The organism is Pseudomonas sp. TWR1-1-3, assembly GCF_049896805.1.
GTDB classification, from domain to species: domain Bacteria; phylum Pseudomonadota; class Gammaproteobacteria; order Pseudomonadales; family Pseudomonadaceae; genus Aquipseudomonas; species Aquipseudomonas bubulae.
In genome coordinates this window covers 93158-110490 of record NZ_JAFCUZ010000003.1, presented here as the reverse complement: position 1 = coordinate 110490, position 17333 = coordinate 93158, and the positions used below count along the sequence as shown (strand labels likewise).

The 17333-nt window shown below is 59.5% G+C and carries 16 protein-coding genes; 9 read left to right on the top strand and 7 right to left on the bottom strand.

The features are described from left to right. The first annotated feature begins 76 nt into the window (after window positions 1-76). The gene (locus ACP7BE_RS13300; RefSeq protein ID WP_150628469.1) at window positions 77-985 is read left to right on the top strand and encodes a LysR family transcriptional regulator; all 909 of its coding nucleotides are present in this window, start codon (window positions 77-79) and stop codon (window positions 983-985) included. A 113-nt stretch (window positions 986-1098) separates the two neighbouring features. On the opposite strand, the gene ACP7BE_RS13295 is transcribed toward ACP7BE_RS13300, so the two are convergent. The 3 genes from ACP7BE_RS13295 to ACP7BE_RS13285 all read right to left on the bottom strand — a co-directional run bounded on the left by ACP7BE_RS13295 (window position 1099) and on the right by ACP7BE_RS13285 (window position 4919). Next, window positions 1099-3090, bottom strand: coding sequence for a pyrroloquinoline quinone-dependent dehydrogenase (locus ACP7BE_RS13295; RefSeq protein ID WP_150628468.1), 1992 nt, complete (start codon window positions 3088-3090; stop codon window positions 1099-1101). Next, window positions 3087-3461 (bottom strand): hypothetical protein, encoded by a 375-nt coding sequence (locus ACP7BE_RS13290; RefSeq protein ID WP_094999883.1) that lies wholly within the window; start codon window positions 3459-3461, stop codon window positions 3087-3089. Before ACP7BE_RS13290 ends, ACP7BE_RS13295 begins: the two co-directional genes overlap by 4 nt. A gap of 198 nt (window positions 3462-3659) precedes the next feature. After that, complete coding sequence (locus ACP7BE_RS13285; protein ID WP_083369739.1) at window positions 3660-4919, bottom strand: cation:proton antiporter; 1260 nt, start codon at window positions 4917-4919, stop codon at window positions 3660-3662. A gap of 199 nt (window positions 4920-5118) precedes the next feature. Between ACP7BE_RS13285 and ACP7BE_RS13280 the strand changes: the two genes are divergently transcribed. Both ACP7BE_RS13280 and ACP7BE_RS13275 read left to right on the top strand, forming a co-directional pair. Continuing rightward, the gene (locus tag ACP7BE_RS13280) at window positions 5119-5952 is read left to right on the top strand and encodes a DMT family transporter (protein WP_094999884.1); all 834 of its coding nucleotides are present in this window, start codon (window positions 5119-5121) and stop codon (window positions 5950-5952) included. Window positions 5953-5965: 13 nt separating this feature from the next. Continuing rightward, entirely contained in the window at window positions 5966-6352 is a 387-nt protein-coding gene (locus ACP7BE_RS13275; protein ID WP_095019477.1) for an MAPEG family protein, read from the top strand. Window positions 6353-6487: 135 nt separating this feature from the next. Here the strand turns inward: ACP7BE_RS13275 and mltA are convergent, their stop codons facing one another. Then, window positions 6488-7642, bottom strand: a complete 1155-nt coding sequence (gene mltA, locus ACP7BE_RS13270) for a murein transglycosylase A (RefSeq protein ID WP_095019478.1) — start codon at window positions 7640-7642, stop codon at window positions 6488-6490. A 128-nt stretch (window positions 7643-7770) separates the two neighbouring features. On the opposite strand from mltA, the gene ACP7BE_RS13265 reads away from it, so the two are divergent. After that, window positions 7771-8220 (top strand): c-type cytochrome, encoded by a 450-nt coding sequence (locus ACP7BE_RS13265; protein ID WP_094999887.1) that lies wholly within the window; start codon window positions 7771-7773, stop codon window positions 8218-8220. Between the two features lie 120 nt (window positions 8221-8340). Here the strand turns inward: ACP7BE_RS13265 and ACP7BE_RS13260 are convergent, their stop codons facing one another. The 3 genes from ACP7BE_RS13260 to ACP7BE_RS13250 form a co-directional block, all read right to left on the bottom strand. Beyond that, the gene (locus tag ACP7BE_RS13260; RefSeq protein ID WP_094999888.1) at window positions 8341-8736 is read right to left on the bottom strand and encodes a DUF1090 domain-containing protein; all 396 of its coding nucleotides are present in this window, start codon (window positions 8734-8736) and stop codon (window positions 8341-8343) included. Window positions 8737-8923: 187 nt separating this feature from the next. After that, window positions 8924-10114, bottom strand: coding sequence for a methionine adenosyltransferase (gene metK / locus ACP7BE_RS13255; protein ID WP_094999889.1), 1191 nt, complete (start codon window positions 10112-10114; stop codon window positions 8924-8926). 19 nt (window positions 10115-10133) lie between these two features. Continuing rightward, window positions 10134-11129, bottom strand: coding sequence for an ArsR/SmtB family transcription factor (locus tag ACP7BE_RS13250; RefSeq protein ID WP_094999890.1), 996 nt, complete (start codon window positions 11127-11129; stop codon window positions 10134-10136). 260 nt (window positions 11130-11389) lie between these two features. Here ACP7BE_RS13250 and tkt point away from each other — a divergent pair, with 260 nt between their 5' ends. The 5 genes from tkt to fba all read left to right on the top strand — a co-directional run bounded on the left by tkt (window position 11390) and on the right by fba (window position 17249). Beyond that, on the top strand, window positions 11390-13387 hold the full coding sequence (tkt, locus tag ACP7BE_RS13245; protein WP_094999891.1) for a transketolase: 1998 nt from the start codon (window positions 11390-11392) through the stop codon (window positions 13385-13387). 126 nt (window positions 13388-13513) lie between these two features. Further along, window positions 13514-14569 carry an erythrose-4-phosphate dehydrogenase gene (epd, locus tag ACP7BE_RS13240; protein ID WP_095019480.1) on the top strand — a complete coding sequence of 352 codons (1056 nt, stop codon included), beginning with the start codon at window positions 13514-13516 and terminating at the stop codon, window positions 14567-14569. A 26-nt stretch (window positions 14570-14595) separates the two neighbouring features. Then, the gene (locus tag ACP7BE_RS13235) at window positions 14596-15759 is read left to right on the top strand and encodes a phosphoglycerate kinase (RefSeq protein WP_094999893.1); all 1164 of its coding nucleotides are present in this window, start codon (window positions 14596-14598) and stop codon (window positions 15757-15759) included. A 32-nt stretch (window positions 15760-15791) separates the two neighbouring features. Then, window positions 15792-16010, top strand: coding sequence for a hypothetical protein (locus ACP7BE_RS13230; protein ID WP_094999894.1), 219 nt, complete (start codon window positions 15792-15794; stop codon window positions 16008-16010). 174 nt (window positions 16011-16184) lie between these two features. Continuing rightward, complete coding sequence (gene fba / locus ACP7BE_RS13225) at window positions 16185-17249, top strand: class II fructose-bisphosphate aldolase (RefSeq protein ID WP_004419605.1); 1065 nt, start codon at window positions 16185-16187, stop codon at window positions 17247-17249. The last annotated feature ends 84 nt before the right edge of the window (window positions 17250-17333 follow it).

Below are 17333 nucleotides of genomic sequence, written 5' to 3'. Positions count from 1 at the left end.
GATTAGGGGCAGGTGACAGGCGGCGAACAATGAATAAAGATGGTCATCCCATAAACAAAGGTTATGGACTACTGCCATGCGCTTGCGTCATATCGAAGTGTTTCAGGCGATTCGCCAAACCGGTTCTGTCAGTGCGGCGGCGCAGTTGCTGCATGTGTCGCAGCCTGCGGTGAGCAAGGTGCTGCAACACGCTGAGCAGCGGCTGGGGTTCCCGTTGTTTCTGCGGGTACGCGGCAAATTGCAGCCCACCCCGGAAGCGCTATTGCTGGAGCGCGAAGTCGACAAGGTGACCGAGAGCCTGCAAGGGGTGCAGCGTCTGGCGCAAAGCCTGCGGCGTACGCCGGGGCATCGTTTGCGCATTGGCAGTACGCCAGCCTTGGCATTGGCGCTACTGCCGCCCGTGATCAGCGAATGGAAGCACCGATATCCGGACATCAACTGTGAGCTGGTCAGTGCTCATACACGTGAATTGATCCAGAACCTGTTGATGCGCGAACTGGACGTAGCCCTGACCTTCAAACTGCCCGATCACCCGGGCCTCAAGGCCCAGGCGTTGGCCCACGGCGTATTGGTGGCACTGGCTCCGCGGGGGTTCTGGCCTGATGCAAGTGAAGGTGTGCCACTGGCGCTGGATGATCTGGCGGATGCGCCTTTGATCGGCCTGAGCAGTGCCGATCCGTTGTTTGCACGGCTGGACAGCTACCTGCAATCGGTTGAGCCGCCGCCACGTATCAGCATTGCGGTACAAACCTATTCACTGGCGCGGGCGATGGTGGAGGCGGGGGCCGGGTTGGCGGTGATCGATCCGTTTACGGCGCTGGGAGCGTCGCGGGCGAGTACCGTGATCCGGCCTCTGAGCCCCGCACTACCGATTACGCTGTATGCGCTGACCCGGGCCGATGAGGCCCCGGTACATACGCTGGAAGGGTTGCTGCAACTGTTCGCAGAGCGTGCCAGCGAACAGTTGCAGCGGTTGGCGGGTTGATAACGCGATTTAACAGTGTGGGAACGGGCTTGCTCGCGATAATGGCCGCGCGATTTGTCTGAGTGACCACGGCGCTACCATCGCGAGCAAGCCCGCTCCCACAGGGTGGGGGGTTACTTCGGCAAGGCGTACACCACCACCTGATCACCTACCTGATCTTTCAAGATCGAGTTGCCCCCCGCTACAAACGCCACATACTGACGGCCCTTGTATTCATAGATCGCGGGGTTGGCCACGGCAGGGGCCATAACGATGTCCGACCACAATTCCTTGCCGTCATCCAGGGAGTAGGCGCGCACCTTGGCATCCATCGAGGCACCGATAAACACCACGCCACCGGCCGTTACTGCCGGGCCGCCAATGGTCGGTGAGCCCATGCTTTCAGGCATGTACCAGCCCCACTGCTGCACGGCACCCATCGGCCGACGCCATTTCACGTCACCGGTGTTCATGTTGATTGCCACGATTTCACCGAAAGGCGGTGCCCAGCACGGCATGCCTGCCCAGTTTTGCGCGTTCAGCAAACTCATGCCGTAAGGCGCGCCGATCTGTGGGTAGAAGCCGTTTTCGTTGCCGGAGTCTTTAGGCTGCTTGTCGTAGGAAGCGCGATCCCACAGCTTGATCATCTGCACGATGTGCGAGGTGTTCACAATGGCCACCTGGCTCACCGGGTCAAACGCGACACCGCCCCATTGCACCCCACCGGCACTGTCCGGGTAAGCCAGGACGCCGTTGCCTTTGGTCGAAGGCGGTGAGTACATGCCGTTGTATTCCAGGCCGTCCCACATTTTGCTGCACTGGCCGAAACCGACGATATCGGCGATTTTCCAGATGGCTGGTTTTTTCGACTGATCCAGCAGCGGCGCAGGTTTGGTCGGGAACGGCTGGGTCGGTGAGTAGACTTCGCCGTCGGCGTCGCCTTTGGGCACCGGGCGCTCTTCGATCGGCCACACGTCTTCACCGGTACGGCGGTCAACAGTGAACAGGAAACCCATCTTGGTCGCTTGCACCAGCGCGGCGACAGGCTTGCCGTCGACGGTGATATCCATCAGCGTTGGCGCCGAGTTGATGTCGTAGTCCCACAAGTCATGGTGAACCCACTGACGAGACCAGACGACCTTGCCGGTATTGATATCCAGCGCAGTGGTGGAGGTTCCCAGAGGAATCGGTTTGGTCCGGTTGCCGCCCCAGTAGTTGGGTGACGGTGAGGACACGGGGATGTACAGCAAGCCCAGAGCCGGGTCATAAGACATCGCGGTCCAGATGTTGGCGGTACCGGTTTTGCCAGCTTCTTCATCCGGGATCGGCTTGAATTCCCATTCCAGCTCACCGGTGCGAGCATTGAGGGCAAACAGCGAGCCCGGTGATTCAACTTCGTATTCCCAGTCTTTGCCGGCCCAGCCCACGATCAGCTTGTCGCCAATAACGGTGGGGGGTTGCAGCTGGGAAAGTGGCCACTTGGCGTTGACCTTGTTCCACTGGTTGACGTCCACCACGCCATTTTTACCGAAGCCTTCGCAGGGTTTGCCGGTATCGGCATCCACCGCGTACAGCTGTGCGGTCATATTGCCCAGGTACACGACCTTCTGGCAGGCCACGCCCGCTTGCGGGTTTTTTTCCTGCCAGTAGGCCACGCCGCGTGATTTAAGCGCGGGCTGGGTTTCGGCCACCAGGGGCGATTTGGTGTCGTAGGTCCACTTCTCTTTGCCGGTCTCGGGCTCAAGGGCGATGATCCGGTAGAACGGCGTGCCGACGTAGAGTGTGTCATTGGCGAAAATGGGCGTGGCGGACCACACCGACGGCGGAATTTTGCCGGTGCCGGTGGACATGTCGCCGGTGAAGTACTGCCAGACTTTGGTCAGTTTACCGACGTTGTCCTTGTTGATCTGGGTGAGGGGCGAGTACTTCTGCGAGCTGAGCTGGCCGTGGAAGCTGTCCCATTCCTTGCCGCTGGGGATCGGGATTCTGGCGTCTTCGGCAGAGACGCTCGACGGTGCCAGCAACGGTGGCGGTACGGTGTAGGTGTCCTGGGCGTAAGCGTTGGATACCCCGGCGAGCAGGCACAGCGCCGGTGCTGTCAAAATGTGCTTCTTGATCCCGTTCATATCGCGCTCCTTGCTGGCTTGGGGCCAAAGGTTTCAATGACAACACCCACGGCGTAGACCAGCAGGGCAATCACTGTCCACCAACCATGCAGCAGGCTGGCGGCAAAAATGGTGCCTATCGCACCGGCCCAGCCCAGAAACAGGACGAAGTTGCGCAAGCCTCCTGCCCCGGTCTTGAGCAGCAGTACGCCCAGGACAAACAGCACCAGTTCGGCAAACATAGTGGTCATTGCCCCGCCGGAACCCGTCACACCGGACAATGGCATAAAGAACCGCCCTGCCGTAATGGCCAGGGCAGCCAGAGCCGCGATGATCATGATATGGGCACCCAGTTGGCGCCTGGGCGGTGCGTAGGCTGCAGAAGTACTCATCCCTTTCTCCTTAGCGATTCATGCCCGAGGGCATCACGGAAAGTGAGTGTAGCCAAGGCGGAGGAAATCGCCGGGAGGATGCAAGCGGCAGCAATCTTTGTGGGAGCGGGCTTGCTCGCTATACAGGCGGCTCGGTCTCTTTGACAGACCGAGTAGATGCCATCGCGGGCAAGCCCGCTCCCACAGGAAATGTGAGTGTCAGTGCGCCTGCTCAGCCTCTACCGGCGCATCCTTGGTCACATGCTTGACCAGTTTGCCGATAGTCAGGCCCTGGAACAGGATCGAGGACAGCACTACGATATAAGTGATACTCAGGATCAGGTCGCGCTCCGGGCCCAGCGGCAAGGCCAGGGCCAGCGCCACCGAAACACCACCGCGCAAGCCGCCCCAGGTGAGGATGCGGATAGTGCCGCGCGGCACGGTGCGCCAGCGGCGCAGCAAGACAATGGCCGGGGCCACAGTCAGCAGGCGCGACAGCAAAATGGCCACGGCCAAACCACTGGCAGCCAGCAAATGCAGCCACGAGAACGGCAGCAGCAACAGTTCCATGCCGATCAGCGCAAACAGCAGCGCATTGAGCATGTCATCCAGCAGCTCCCAAAAACCGTCCATGTAGCGACGGGTCATCTCGTTCATGGCCTTGTTGCGGCCCAGGTTGCCGATGATCAAACCGGCGACCACCATCGCAATCGGCGCCGATACATGCAGCTCACTGGCCATGGCCGAGCCGCCAATCACCAGGGCCAGGGTCAGCATCACTTCGATCTGGTATTGCTCGATGCTCTTGATCATGCGGTACACCAGGTAACCGATCAGGCCGCCGAACACCACGCCGCCAATAGCTTCGTGGGCGAACAGCATGGCCGTGGCGCTCAGGCTAGGTGTTTCGCCCAGTTGCACGATGCCCAACAGCACGGTGAACACCACAACGGCGGTGCCGTCATTGAACAGCGACTCACCGACGATGGTGGTTTTCAGTGGCTTGGAGGCATTGGCCGTACGCAGCACGCCGAGCACGGCAATCGGATCGGTGGGGGAGATCAGTGCACCGAACAGCAGGCAGTACAGGAAGCTGATATGCCAGCCGAAGAGGCCGAAAATCCAGTACGCCAGGCTGCCGATCACCGTAGTGGCGATCAATACGCCGACCGTGGCCAGCAAACCAATGGGCCAGCGATAGCTGCGCACGTCGTTGAAATTCACATGCAGGGCGCCGGCGAACAGCAGGAACGACAGCATCCAGTTCATCAGCAGGTCGCCGAAGTCGATCTGGCCGATCAGCTCTTGCACGCGCTCTTCCAGCCCGGGGTAACCGAGAAAGCTCAAGCCTTGCAACAGCAGGGAAAACATCAGGGCGGTGACCATCACGCCAATCGTCGGCGGCAGGCCGATAAAGCGGAAGTTCACATAAGTCAGTAGTGAGGTCAGGCAGATAAACGCAGCAACAAGCTCAAGCATCCGGGATCCTGTGGTGGCGAGAGTGAATGGAAATCCGATGGGTTCGGGTCATGTTTGGATGCAAAAACGGGCGTCAGGGGCACATCCCGGGGGTGTGGCAAACGGACGCGAAGTGCGAGGTCATTGACCACAATGCTGCACTGAGGTTGCATGGTGGCGCTTGCGGCAGTCGCAGGTTGATAACAATAAGGAGTCTGCGGTGCTGGCAACGGTGTTGGTGTTGGTCGCGGCGGTATTGCACGCGATCTGGAACACCCTGATCAAGTTCAGCGGTGAGCGTTTGCTGGTGATCGCCTGCATGGACACGGTGGCGCTGGTGGTGGTGGCGGCGCTGGTGGGGTTTGCACAATGGCCACCGGCGGATATCTGGCCGTGGATCCTGGCGTCGGTATTTTTCGAACTGGTGTATCGGGTGCTGCTGATCCGCGCCTATCGGGTGGGGGATCTGGGTCTGGTGTACCCGCTGATGCGCGGGCTTTCGCCGCTGGTGGTGCTGGCGCTGACCCTGACCTTTGCCGGAGAAGTGCTGACCGGGCAGCAGATTATCGGTATTTTGCTGATCCCGTGCGGCATGGCCTGCCTGTTGTGGCAGGGCGGTGGCGGTGATCGTCTGCCCTGGTCGATGCTGCCGGTCGTGGCGCTGATCGGCCTGTGCATTGGTTGCTATACCTTCCTGGATGGCCAGGCTATCCGCCGCTGGTCGCACCCGCTGGATTACCTGGTGTGGGTCACGCTGCTCAGCGCCTGGCCGTTTCCGTTGCTGGCGGTTACCCGCAAGCGTGCCGCGTTTGCGCTGTTCTGGCGTACACAATGGCGATTGGGCGTGGCGGTGGGGGTTTGCGTGCTGGCCAGCTATGCGCTGGTGCTGTGGGCCATGCAACTGGGCTCGATTGCCGAGGCGGCGGCGCTGCGTGAAGTCAGTGTGATTCTGGTGGTGCTGTTCGGTATGCGTTACCTCAAAGAACCTTTCGGCGGACCGAGGCTCTTAGCCTGTGGGCTGGTGCTGATCGGCATGCTCGTGATGAAACTCTAAAAAGGAAATTCCAATGACGGTTGCTTTCTGGTGTGTGCTGATTGCCTTCTGTTTGACCTATGTGTGTACCGCCTTTGCCAAGTTCAGTGACGGCAAGTTCGGGCCCAGGCAAAACCATGATCCGCGTACGTTTCTTGACGGCCTGCAAGGGTTTGCCAAGCGTGCCCACAGTGCCCAGCTCAACAGCTTTGAAGTGACCCCGGCTTTTGCCGCGGCGGTGATCATTGCCGATATCGTCGGCAACGCCCAGCCGGTGACCATTGACGTGCTGGCGGTGCTGTTTATTACCAGTCGCATGCTCTACATCATCTGCTACCTGGCTGACTGGGCGATGCTGCGTTCCATCGTGTGGTTTATCGGCATGGGGCTGGTGGTCAGCTTCTTTTTTGTGTCGATGTAACGCAATCACCACACTGTCTGTGGGAGCGGGCTTGCTCGCGATGGCATCAGCGCGGTGCATCAGGCAAACCGCATCGTCTGCATCGCGGGCAAGCCCGCTCCCACAAAAGTCTGTTTCTATTGTTTGCAGGTGCTATTACAACGGCAACGCCGCCCCTTTAGGCCACAGCAGCCAGATATTGCCCTTCTGTTTCATGTCACCTGCAATTTGCCCTGCCTCGGGGCCCGTACCGACAAAGAAGTCGGCCCGCACTTCGCCGGCAATGGCGCCGCCGGTGTCCTGGGCGGCAACCGGGCGCACGATGGGCTGGCCGTCGGCCTGGGTGGTCGATAACCACAACAGGCTGCCCAGCGGGATTACCTTGCGGTCCACGGCCACGCTGTAACCGGCCGTCAGCGGCACGTTCAGCGAGCCGCGCGGGCCTTCGTTGCTGTCGGCGTTCTGGGTGAAAAATACATAGCTCGGGTTGCTGGCAAGCATCTCGTGGACACGCTGCGGGTTGGCCATGGCCCAGGCGTGAATGGTGCCCATGGTCACGTCTTCTTTCTTCAATTCGCCTTGCTCGACCAGCCAGCGGCCAATCGGTTTGTACGGGTGGCCGTTCTGGTCGGCATAGCCAATGCGCAGTTGACGGCCATTGTCCAGCTGGACCCGGCCAGAGCCCTGGATCTGCAGGAATTGCAGATCCATCGGATCGGTCAGCCACGCCAGTACCGGAGCATTCAGGCCGTTGCTGTTGATGGTTTCGGCTGTGTCATAAGGCTTGAGTACACGGCCTTCGAGGCGACCGCGCAGACGTTTGCCTTTGAGCTCGGGGTAAATGCTGTCCAGATTGACCACGATCAGATCAGACGGTACGCCGTAGATCGGCACATTGGCCGCCTGGGTGGGCTTGAGGCTGCCCGGGTAAACGGGTTCGTAGTAACCGGTGATCAGGCCGTCGCTGCTGCCTTCGGCCGAACGCAAGCTGTAGACGTCGAGGTGGGTTTGCAGGAAATTGCTGATTTCAGCCACGCTGGGGCTGGCAGGCAGGGCCGCAGCGTCGCTGCATACCGGACCCCAGTTGGCGTCGGCCTTGAGACGGGTGCAGGCGCTGCGCCATGAAGCGAAGCCGCTTTGCAGGTCATTGCCTGTCACTTCCGGCAGCGCACTCCAGTCGGCTTTGCTGTAGGTCGTGTGAGGTTCAGGTTTTGCGGCATTTTTGTCCGCATCCTTGTCGGTGCCGTTGCACCCGGCCAGGAGCATGACAACGGGCAGCGCCCAGGCCAGTGGTTTGAAAAATATGTTCATTGACGCTGTTCCTTAACGGCTGCCGAGGTCTGATGGCCTTCAAGGCAACCCGTATATTTAATAAGGGTATTGGTCTTTACGGGTGACACGAGGATACTGGCGGCCGATTTCCGTGACCTGAAGCCACCATGATTCTTAAACGATTGACTGTTGTAGTGCTGGCCTGCCTGACGCTGACGGCGTGTGGCGGGGTTGATCCCGATTCGCCGCTAGGCCAGCGTAAAGCGATTTTCAAGCAAATGCTAAAGACCAGTGAAGATCTGGGCGGCATGTTGCGGGGTCGAATTCCGTTCGATGGTCCGCGCTTTACCGCAGGCGCTATCAAGTTGGATGCGTTGGCTTACGAGCCGTGGAAGCATTTCCCTCAAGTAAAGGAGAGCGATCAAACCAGCGCTACTGATGACGTCTGGCAAAAGCAGGCACGTTTTCAGGAGTTGGCGCGGCAGTTGGAGGCTGCTACGGGTGAGCTGGTTATCGCCAGCCAGGTGCAACCCTACAAGGCCAGTAACCTGATGCCTGCGGTGCAGAAGGTCGAAGACACCTGCAGTGCGTGCCACAAGGCATTCAGGAATCACTGAGTAAAGTTGAGCCGGTACCCACCTGCTGTGGGAGCGGGCTTGCTCGCGATGCAGGCGACGCGATCTGTCAGGCAGACCGCAGCGATCCCATCGCGAGCAAGCCCGCTCCCACAGGGCGAATTACTTGTCCAGCTGATCCAGCGCTTCCTGCAGTTCCTTGCGCGATTCGGCCAGCTTGTTTTTGCGCTTGTCGATTTTTTCCGGATCGCCTTTCTTCATGGCCTTGTCCAGATCTGCCTGGCGCTTGCTGACTTCGTGCTTGGCTTCCAGCACCTTGTTTTCGCGTTCCTTGCGCAGGCCCGCGTCGGTGCAATGGGCTTCAACTTCGCTCAGGGCTTTTTCCAGGCCTGCTACCTGGTTGCTGTTGCCGTGGGCACGCGCTTGCTCAAGTTGCAGGGTGATGGCCTGCTTCTTGGCAGCACAGCCGGTCAGTTCAGGCGCTGTGTCGGCGGCCATCAGCGGGGCAGCCAACAGGCCGCAGACAGTAAACAGGGCGAGCGGTGAAAGTAATTTCATAAATAGCTCCATGACCAAAGATGACAATTAAATAAGGTCGAAAGAACGCTGCACAAGCGTCGTTCGGCGGTTCGAAACCGTGGATGTTAGCAGCATCCGTACGCAAGCAATCCGTTGCGCGATGCCCGCCAGCAGCAAAAAGCCCCGAACAGTCGCCTGTCCGGGGCTTTTGGTGCAGCAGGCTTACTTACAAACCAGCGGCAGTACGCAGTTCTTCAGCGCGGTCGGTACGCTCCCACGTGAACGTGGTGAAGGTATCGTCGCCAACCGTTTTGGTCTGCGGGATACGGCCGAAGTGACCGTATGCTGCAGTTTCCTGGTACATCGGGTGCAGCAGATCAAGCATCTTGGTGATGGCGTATGGACGCAAGTCGAACACCTCACGCACCAGCTTGATGATCTTGTCGTCGGAAATTTTGCCAGTGCCGAAAGTATTCAACGAAATCGAAGTCGGTTGAGCGACGCCGATTGCGTAGGAAACCTGGATCTCGCAACGCTCAGCCAGGCCGGCAGCCACGATGTTCTTGGCCACGTAACGACCGGCGTAGGCCGCCGAACGGTCAACCTTGGATGGATCTTTACCCGAGAACGCGCCGCCGCCGTGACGGGCCATGCCGCCGTAGGTGTCAACGATGATCTTGCGACCGGTCAGGCCGCAGTCGCCAACCGGGCCACCGATGATGAACTGGCCAGTAGGGTTGATGTGGAACTGGGTGTCTTTGTGCAACAGATCAGCAGGCAGCACGTGCTTGACGATCAGCTCCATCACGCCTTCGCGCAGGTCTTTGTTCGACACTTCCGGGTTGTGCTGGGTCGACAGCACGATGGCGTCGATGGCCACAACCTTGCCGCCTTCGTAACGGCAAGTGACCTGGGACTTGGCGTCCGGGCGCAGCCACGGCAGCAGGCCGGATTTGCGGGCTTCTGCCTGGCGCTGTACCAACTGGTGAGAGAAGGTGATCGGTGCAGGCATCAGCACGTCGGTTTCGTTGCTGGCGTAGCCGAACATCAGGCCCTGGTCGCCGGCGCCCTGATCTTCAGGCTTGGCGCGGTCTACACCCTGGTTGATGTCAGGAGACTGCTTGCCGATGATGTTCATCACGCCGCAGGTAGCACCGTCGAAGCCGACGTCGGAGCTGGTGTAACCGATGTCGGTGATCACGTCACGAACGATCTGCTCCAGGTCAACCCAGGCCGAAGTGGTGACTTCGCCGGCGATGATTGCTACGCCGGTTTTCACCAGAGTCTCGCACGCCACACGGGCGAACTTGTCTTCAGCAATGATGGCGTCCAGCACCGCGTCAGAAATCTGGTCGGCGATTTTGTCCGGATGCCCTTCAGACACGGACTCGGAGGTGAAAAGGGAGTATTCGCTCATCTCGACGGTTTCCTAATATTTACCGATGGTGAGTGTCGCCAGCTGGCCGCTGAAAGTGGCGGACCTGAAGCTGGAAACCATTACGTAAGCCTACATAGAGGCTTTCCCCGGGAACGAGTCCCGCAGCGGTGGCCCAACGGGCCAGATCATCTTGTTCAAAACCCAGCCATAAATCACCGCAGGCCTCGCGGGCCCACGCCTGATTATGGCTGCACAACTCTGTTACCAGCAGGCTACCGCCCGGTTGCAGCAAGGTCGCCAGTTGCCTGAGTGCTTCGGCCGGTGCAGCGAAATGGTGCAAGACCATGTTCACGACCACGCAATCGACCTGGATCGGTGCTTCATGCAGCGCGTCGGCCAGGATCAGGCTGACGTTGTTCAGTGACTCGCGTTCACACAACTGGCGGGCCAGCTCCAGCATCACCGGGCTGTTGTCCAGCGCCGTGACCTGATGGAAACGACGGGCCAGGTCGGGCAAGAAGCTGCCATCGCCGGGGCCGACTTCCAGGGCTGTGGCCCCCGGGCCGAAGCTCAGTTTGTCGAGCAGGGTTAAAACACTGTCACGGTATTGCGGCAAGCCGGCGATCAAATCCTGTTGAGCGCGAAATTTCTCGGCTATGCGTGAGAAAAAGTCCTGACTGGCGGCTGCACGTTGGCCGTGTACGGCGCTGATGCGCGCCTGTACATCGGCGGGCAAGGCCAGGTTATCGACCTCTTCCAGCAGTGCTGCATGCAATTTGCCGCCCAGTTGTTCGGTATGGGGCAGGGCGCGGCGATAAAAAATCGCGTTGCCTTCGCGCCGGGTTGCAACCAGCCGTGCCTGGGACAGCACCTTGAGGTGGTGGCTCATGCCGGACTGCCCGGTGGCGAAAATCTGTGTCAGTTCCAGCACACCAAACGAATCATTGGCCAACGCGCGCAGCACATTGAGTCGCAGCGGGTCGCCTCCAGCCTTGCACAGGGCGGAGAGCTCGTCGCAATCGTCATGGCGGATTGAAGGCACGCGTAAGTTCATGGGGCCGCAGTCTAGTTACCCGCTCAAGCCCCCGCAAGTTCAATATCAAAACTTTTTGATATTGGTCGATAAATGGCACGTTTGTCGGGTGGAATGTGCTTATTAACGAAATGAAATGTCCGATCCTTAACAGATTGCCTGCCTGAACAAAGGAAAAACGTTTCAGCTGACTATCTGTCATTGCCCCGAGGGGGTGGGTGAGGGAAAATGCTCGCCTTTTTTCCGTTTCGATTTAACTTCCAATACCCAGGAGAACAGCGATGCCCAGCCGTCGTGAGCGTGCCAACGCCATTCGTGCACTCAGCATGGATGCCGTGCAAAAAGCCAACAGCGGTCATCCAGGTGCCCCTATGGGTATGGCGGATATCGCCGAAGTACTGTGGCGCGATTATCTGAAGCACAACCCGAGCAATCCTTCGTTCGCTGACCGTGACCGCTTCGTGCTGTCCAACGGCCACGGTTCGATGCTGATCTACTCGTTGTTGCACCTGACCGGCTATGACCTGTCGATCGACGACCTGAAAAACTTCCGCCAGCTGCACAGCCGCACCCCGGGCCACCCGGAGCTGGGCTACACGCCGGGCGTTGAAACCACCACTGGCCCGTTGGGTCAGGGCCTGGCCAACGCTGTGGGCTTTGCCCTGGCCGAAAAAGTCATGGGCGCGCAGTTCAACCGTCCTGGCCATAACGTTGTCGATCACCACACCTACGTGTTCCTGGGTGATGGCTGCATGATGGAAGGCATTTCCCACGAAGTGGGCTCGCTGGCCGGCACCCTGGGCCTGAGCAAACTGATCGCTTTCTACGATGACAACGGCATCTCCATCGATGGCGAAGTTGAAGGCTGGTTTACCGACGACACGCCAAAGCGTTTCGAAGCCTACAACTGGCAAGTGATCCGTAACGTTGACGGTCACGACCCGGAAGAAATCAAGACCGCGATCGAAACCGCACGCAAAAGCGACCAGCCAACGCTGATCTGCTGCAAGACCACCATCGGTTTCGGTTCGCCGAACAAGCAGGGCAAGGAAGACTGCCACGGTGCTCCACTGGGCAACGATGAAATCGCCCTGACCCGCAAGGCCCTGAACTGGAACCACGGTCCATTTGAAATCCCGGCTGATATCTACGCCGAATGGGATGCCAAGGAAGTCGGTGCTGCGGTTGAGTCCGAGTGGGACAAGCGCTTCGCTGCCTACGCTGCCGAGTTCCCTGAGCTGGCCGCCGAGCTGTCCCGTCGCCTGAGCGGCAAGCTGCCAGCTGACTTCGATGCCAAGGCCAACGCCTACATCGCTGAAGTCGCGGCCAAAGGCGAAACCATCGCCAGCCGTAAAGCCAGCCAGAACGCGCTGAATGCCTTCGGCCCGTTGCTGCCTGAATTGCTGGGCGGCTCCGCTGACCTGGCCGGCTCCAACCTGACCCTGTGGAAAGGTTGCAAAGGTGTTTCGGCTGAAGACGCCAGCGGCAACTACGTGTACTACGGTGTACGTGAGTTCGGCATGAGCGCCATCATGAACGGCGTTGCCCTGCACGGCGGCCTGGTGCCTTACGGTGCAACCTTCCTGATGTTCATGGAATACGCCCGCAACGCCATCCGCATGTCGGCCCTGATGAAACAGCGCGTGATCTATGTGTTCACCCACGACTCCATCGGTCTGGGCGAAGACGGCCCGACTCACCAGCCGATCGAACAGCTGACCAGCCTGCGTACCACGCCGAACCTGGACACCTGGCGCCCGGCCGATGCGGTGGAATCCGCAGCTGCCTGGAAATACGCCCTGGAGCGCAACGACGGCCCGTCCGCGTTGATCTTCTCGCGTCAGAACCTCAACCACCAGACCCGTGATGCCGGCCAGATTGCCGATATCAACCGTGGTGGCTACGTGCTCAAGGACTGCGCAGGCGAGCCTGAGCTGATCCTGATCTCGGCCGGTTCCGAAGTGGGCCTGGCTGTTCAGGCCTGGGAAAAACTGACCGAACAGGGCCGCAAGGTTCGTGTGGTGTCGATGCCATGCACCAGCGTGTACGAAGCTCAAGATGCGGGCTACAAGCAGTCGGTTCTGCCGCTGCAGGTGAGCGCCCGTATCGCCATTGAAGCCTCCCACGCTGACTACTGGTACAAGTACGTGGGCCTGGAAGGCCGCGTGATCGGCATGACCACCTACGGCGAGTCGGCGCCTGCGCCTGCCTTGTTCGAGGAGTTCGGCTTCACCCTGGAAAACATCCTGGGTCAGGCTGACGAGCTGCTGGAAGACTAAGTAACAAAGTGGCTGCCTTATTCGCGAGCAGGCTCGCTCCCACATGGGCTATGTAGATCCCTGTGGGAGCGAGCCTGCTCGCGAAATAGTAGTGGTGAAGGATTCACCTTGGTAATCGAGAACCCCATGCCTCAACCGCGTCCCTACAAAGTTGCACTCAACGGCTACGGCCGGATTGGTCGTTGTGTCTTGCGTGCGTTGTTCGAGCGAGGGGCTTCTGCCGGGTTTGAAATTGTTGCACTCAATGATTTGGCCGATATGGCCAGTCTCGAATATTTGACGCGCTTCGACTCCACCCATGGCCGGTTTCCCGGCGAGATACGGATCGAAGGCGACTGCCTGCATATCAATGGCGACTGCGTGAAAGTGTTCCGCAGTGCTACCCCCGAAGGGATCGACTGGGCCGCGCTGGGCATTGACCTGGTGCTGGAATGCTCCGGTGTCTACAACACCCGTGCCGACGGCCAGCGCTTTCTGGATGCCGGGGCTCCCGGCGTACTTTTTTCGCAACCGATGGCCAGCGACGCCGATGTCGACGCCACCATTGTCTACGGCGTCAACCAGCACAGCCTGACGGGCGAAGAGCGCCTGGTGTCCAACGCTTCCTGCACCACCAATTGCGGCGTACCGCTGTTGCGTCTGCTGGATCAGGCGCTGGGCCTGGAGTACGTGTCGATCACCACGATTCACTCGGCGATGAACGATCAGCCGGTCATCGATGCCTACCATCATGAAGACCTGCGACGTACTCGCTCGGCCTTTCAGTCGGTGATTCCGGTATCGACCGGCCTGGCCAAAGGCATTGAGCGCCTGTTGCCGGAACTTGCCGGCCGAATTCAGGCCAAAGCAGTACGGGTGCCGACCTTGAACGTGTCGTGCCTGGACATCACCCTGACCACGGCCCGGGATACCGATGCCGCAGAAGTGAACCGCCTGCTGCGCGAGGCTGCCACCAGCGGCCCGCTCAAAGGCTTGCTGGCCTACACCGAGCTGCCGCACGCCAGCTGTGATTTCAATCATGACCCTCATTCGGCCATTGTCGATGCCAGCCAAACCCGCGTTTCCGGCCCCCGGCTGGTGAACCTGCTGGCCTGGTTCGACAACGAATGGGGTTTTGCCAATCGAATGATCGATGTGGCAGAGCACTACTTGCACGTTACCCACCCAAAATCCGTTCTCTAACATTAGAAACTCAGGAATTGCGACCCATGACCGTGTTGAAGATGACCGACCTCGATCTGCAAGGTAAACGCGTACTGATCCGCGAAGACCTCAACGTCCCAGTCAAGGACGGTGTAGTCACCAGCGATGCGCGTATCCTCGCTTCGCTGCCGACCATCAAGCTGGCGTTGGAAAAAGGCGCGGCGGTTATGGTCTGCTCGCACCTGGGACGTCCGACTGAAGGCGAGTTCTCGGCTGAAAACAGCCTCAAGCCTGTAGCCGAGTACCTGAGCAAGGCCCTGGGCCGTGAAGTGCCGCTGGTCAGCGATTACCTCAATGGTGTCGACGTCAAAGCCGGCGACATCGTGCTGTTCGAGAACGTGCGCTTCAACAAGGGCGAAAAGAAAAACGCCGACGAACTGGCCAAGCAATACGCAGCACTGTGCGACGTGTTTGTGATGGACGCTTTCGGCACCGCTCACCGCGCCGAAGGTTCGACCCACGGCGTGGCCAAGTTTGCCAAGGTTGCTGCGGCAGGCCCTCTGCTGGCTGCTGAACTGGAAGCACTGGGCAAGGCCCTGGGCGCCCCGGCCAAGCCAATGGCGGCCATTGTTGCCGGCTCCAAGGTGTCGACCAAGCTTGAAGTGCTCAACAGCCTGAGCCAGATCTGCGATCTGCTGATCGTGGGTGGCGGTATCGCCAACACTTTCCTGGCCGCTGCCGGTCACCCGGTGGGCAAGTCGCTGTACGAGCCCGACCTGCTGGAAACTGCCCGCGCCATCGCTGCCAAGGTCAACGTGCCCCTGCCTACCGACGTAGTCGTGGCCAAGGAGTTCGCTGAAAGTGCCGCTGCCACCGTCAAGCTGATTGCCGACGTGGCTGCTGACGACATGATTCTGGATATCGGCCCGCAAACTGCTGCGCATTTCGCCGAGCTGCTCAAGTCTTCGAAGACTATCCTGTGGAACGGTCCGGTTGGCGTGTTCGAGTTCGACCAGTTCGGCAACGGCACCAAGGTTCTGGCCCGGGCCATTGCCGACAGCGCAGCGTTCTCGATTGCGGGTGGCGGCGACACTCTGGCGGCGATCGACAAATACGGCATTGCTGATCAAATCTCCTACATCTCCACCGGCGGTGGTGCATTCCTGGAGTTCGTCGAAGGCAAGGTACTGCCTGCCGTTGAAATCCTGGAAAGCCGCGCCAAAGCCTGAAGGTGTTTCAGGCCCTGAAAGGAAGCATGGACATGGTCAAGTTGTTACCGCTGTTGATGATCGCGGGCTTTTTGGCCGGTTGCGCCGGCTCGAGCGAGTCGGTGCCCGAGGCTGCAACCCCTGAAGAGAGTGGTTGTTACCAGGCTGACTGGCAGGCGCAAAGCGTGCCGCTGGTCAATAAACGCTCAGGGCCCGAGGCGCTGGAAAAATACGAGTCGCCCAAGCCTTCACAAGAGCGCGGGTGCCCATGATTTGAAATGCGGCCCACCCAATGGGCTGCAAAGCTATAGCTGAGGCTGTAACGTTTCAGCTAAATCGCATTGGCCATATCGGGGCAAACCCCCGATCTGCAATAACTTGAATAGCAGCCGCCGCTACGGCAGGCTTGCACGATTAACGACCCTTGTCCGGGAGAGACACACACAATGGCACTTATCAGCATGCGCCAGATGTTGGACCACGCCGCCGAATTCGGCTACGGCGTTCCAGCCTTCAACGTAAACAACCTTGAGCAGATGCGCGCCATTATGGAAGCCGCTGACAAGACCGACTCCCCGGTGATCGTTCAGGCCTCGGCCGGTGCGCGCAAGTACGCGGGTGCTCCTTTCCTGCGTCACCTGATCCTGGCTGCAATCGAAGAATTCCCGCATATCCCGGTGTGCATGCACCAGGACCACGGCACCAGCCCTGACGTATGCCAGCGCTCGATCCAGCTGGGCTTCAGCTCGGTGATGATGGACGGCTCGCTGGGTGAAGACGGCAAGACCCCGACCGACTACGACTACAACGTTCGCGTGACTCAACAAACCGTTGCCCTGGCGCACGCTTGTGGTGTTTCGGTTGAAGGCGAGCTGGGTTGCCTGGGTTCGCTGGAAACCGGTATGGCTGGCGAAGAAGACGGCATCGGTGCAGAAGGCGTTCTGGATCACAGCCAGATGCTGACCGACCCGGAAGAAGCGGCTGACTTCGTCAAGCGCACCCAGGTAGATGCCCTGGCAATTGCCATCGGTACTTCCCACGGCGCTTACAAGTTCACCAAGCCACCGACTGGCGACGTACTGGCAATCGACCGTATCAAAGAGATCCACAAGCGCATTCCGAACACTCACCTGGTGATGCACGGTTCGTCCTCTGTTCCACAAGAGTGGCTGGCGATCATCAACGAGTTCGGCGGCGACATCAAAGAAACCTACGGTGTGCCGGTAGAAGAAATCGTTGAAGGCATCAAGCACGGCGTGCGCAAGGTCAACATCGACACCGACCTGCGTCTGGCATCGACTGGCGCGATGCGTCGCCTGATGGCAACCAACCCGAGCGAGTTTGACCCGCGCAAGTTCTTCGGTGCCACTGTAACGGCCATGCGTGACGTGTGTATTGCCCGTTACGAAGCCTTCGGTACTGCCGGTAATGCTTCGAAGATCAAGCCGATCTCCCTCGAAGCCATGTACCAGCGTTACCTCAAAGGTGAGCTGAACGCCAAGGTCAACTAAGACCGGCGCGTACAAAAAAGCCCGCAGCGATGCGGGCTTTTTTGTGGCTGTCAGTTGAAGCCCTCTCCCTGAGGGAGAGGGTGA

Coding starts and splice junctions, on each gene's coding strand:
- ACP7BE_RS13300 (WP_150628469.1), top strand. CDS start 77: ATGCGCTTGCGTCATATCGAAGTGTTTCAGGCGATTCGCCAAACCGGT.
- ACP7BE_RS13295 (WP_150628468.1), bottom strand. CDS start 3,090: ATGAACGGGATCAAGAAGCACATTTTGACAGCACCGGCGCTGTGCCTG.
- ACP7BE_RS13290 (WP_094999883.1), bottom strand. CDS start 3,461: ATGAGTACTTCTGCAGCCTACGCACCGCCCAGGCGCCAACTGGGTGCC.
- ACP7BE_RS13285 (WP_083369739.1), bottom strand. CDS start 4,919: ATGCTTGAGCTTGTTGCTGCGTTTATCTGCCTGACCTCACTACTGACT.
- ACP7BE_RS13275 (WP_095019477.1), top strand. CDS start 5,966: ATGACGGTTGCTTTCTGGTGTGTGCTGATTGCCTTCTGTTTGACCTAT.
- mltA (WP_095019478.1), bottom strand. CDS start 7,642: ATGAACATATTTTTCAAACCACTGGCCTGGGCGCTGCCCGTTGTCATG.
- ACP7BE_RS13265 (WP_094999887.1), top strand. CDS start 7,771: ATGATTCTTAAACGATTGACTGTTGTAGTGCTGGCCTGCCTGACGCTG.
- ACP7BE_RS13260 (WP_094999888.1), bottom strand. CDS start 8,736: ATGAAATTACTTTCACCGCTCGCCCTGTTTACTGTCTGCGGCCTGTTG.
- metK (WP_094999889.1), bottom strand. CDS start 10,114: ATGAGCGAATACTCCCTTTTCACCTCCGAGTCCGTGTCTGAAGGGCAT.
- ACP7BE_RS13250 (WP_094999890.1), bottom strand. CDS start 11,129: ATGAACTTACGCGTGCCTTCAATCCGCCATGACGATTGCGACGAGCTC.
- tkt (WP_094999891.1), top strand. CDS start 11,390: ATGCCCAGCCGTCGTGAGCGTGCCAACGCCATTCGTGCACTCAGCATG.
- epd (WP_095019480.1), top strand. CDS start 13,514: ATGCCTCAACCGCGTCCCTACAAAGTTGCACTCAACGGCTACGGCCGG.
- ACP7BE_RS13235 (WP_094999893.1), top strand. CDS start 14,596: ATGACCGTGTTGAAGATGACCGACCTCGATCTGCAAGGTAAACGCGTA.
- ACP7BE_RS13230 (WP_094999894.1), top strand. CDS start 15,792: ATGGTCAAGTTGTTACCGCTGTTGATGATCGCGGGCTTTTTGGCCGGT.
- fba (WP_004419605.1), top strand. CDS start 16,185: ATGGCACTTATCAGCATGCGCCAGATGTTGGACCACGCCGCCGAATTC.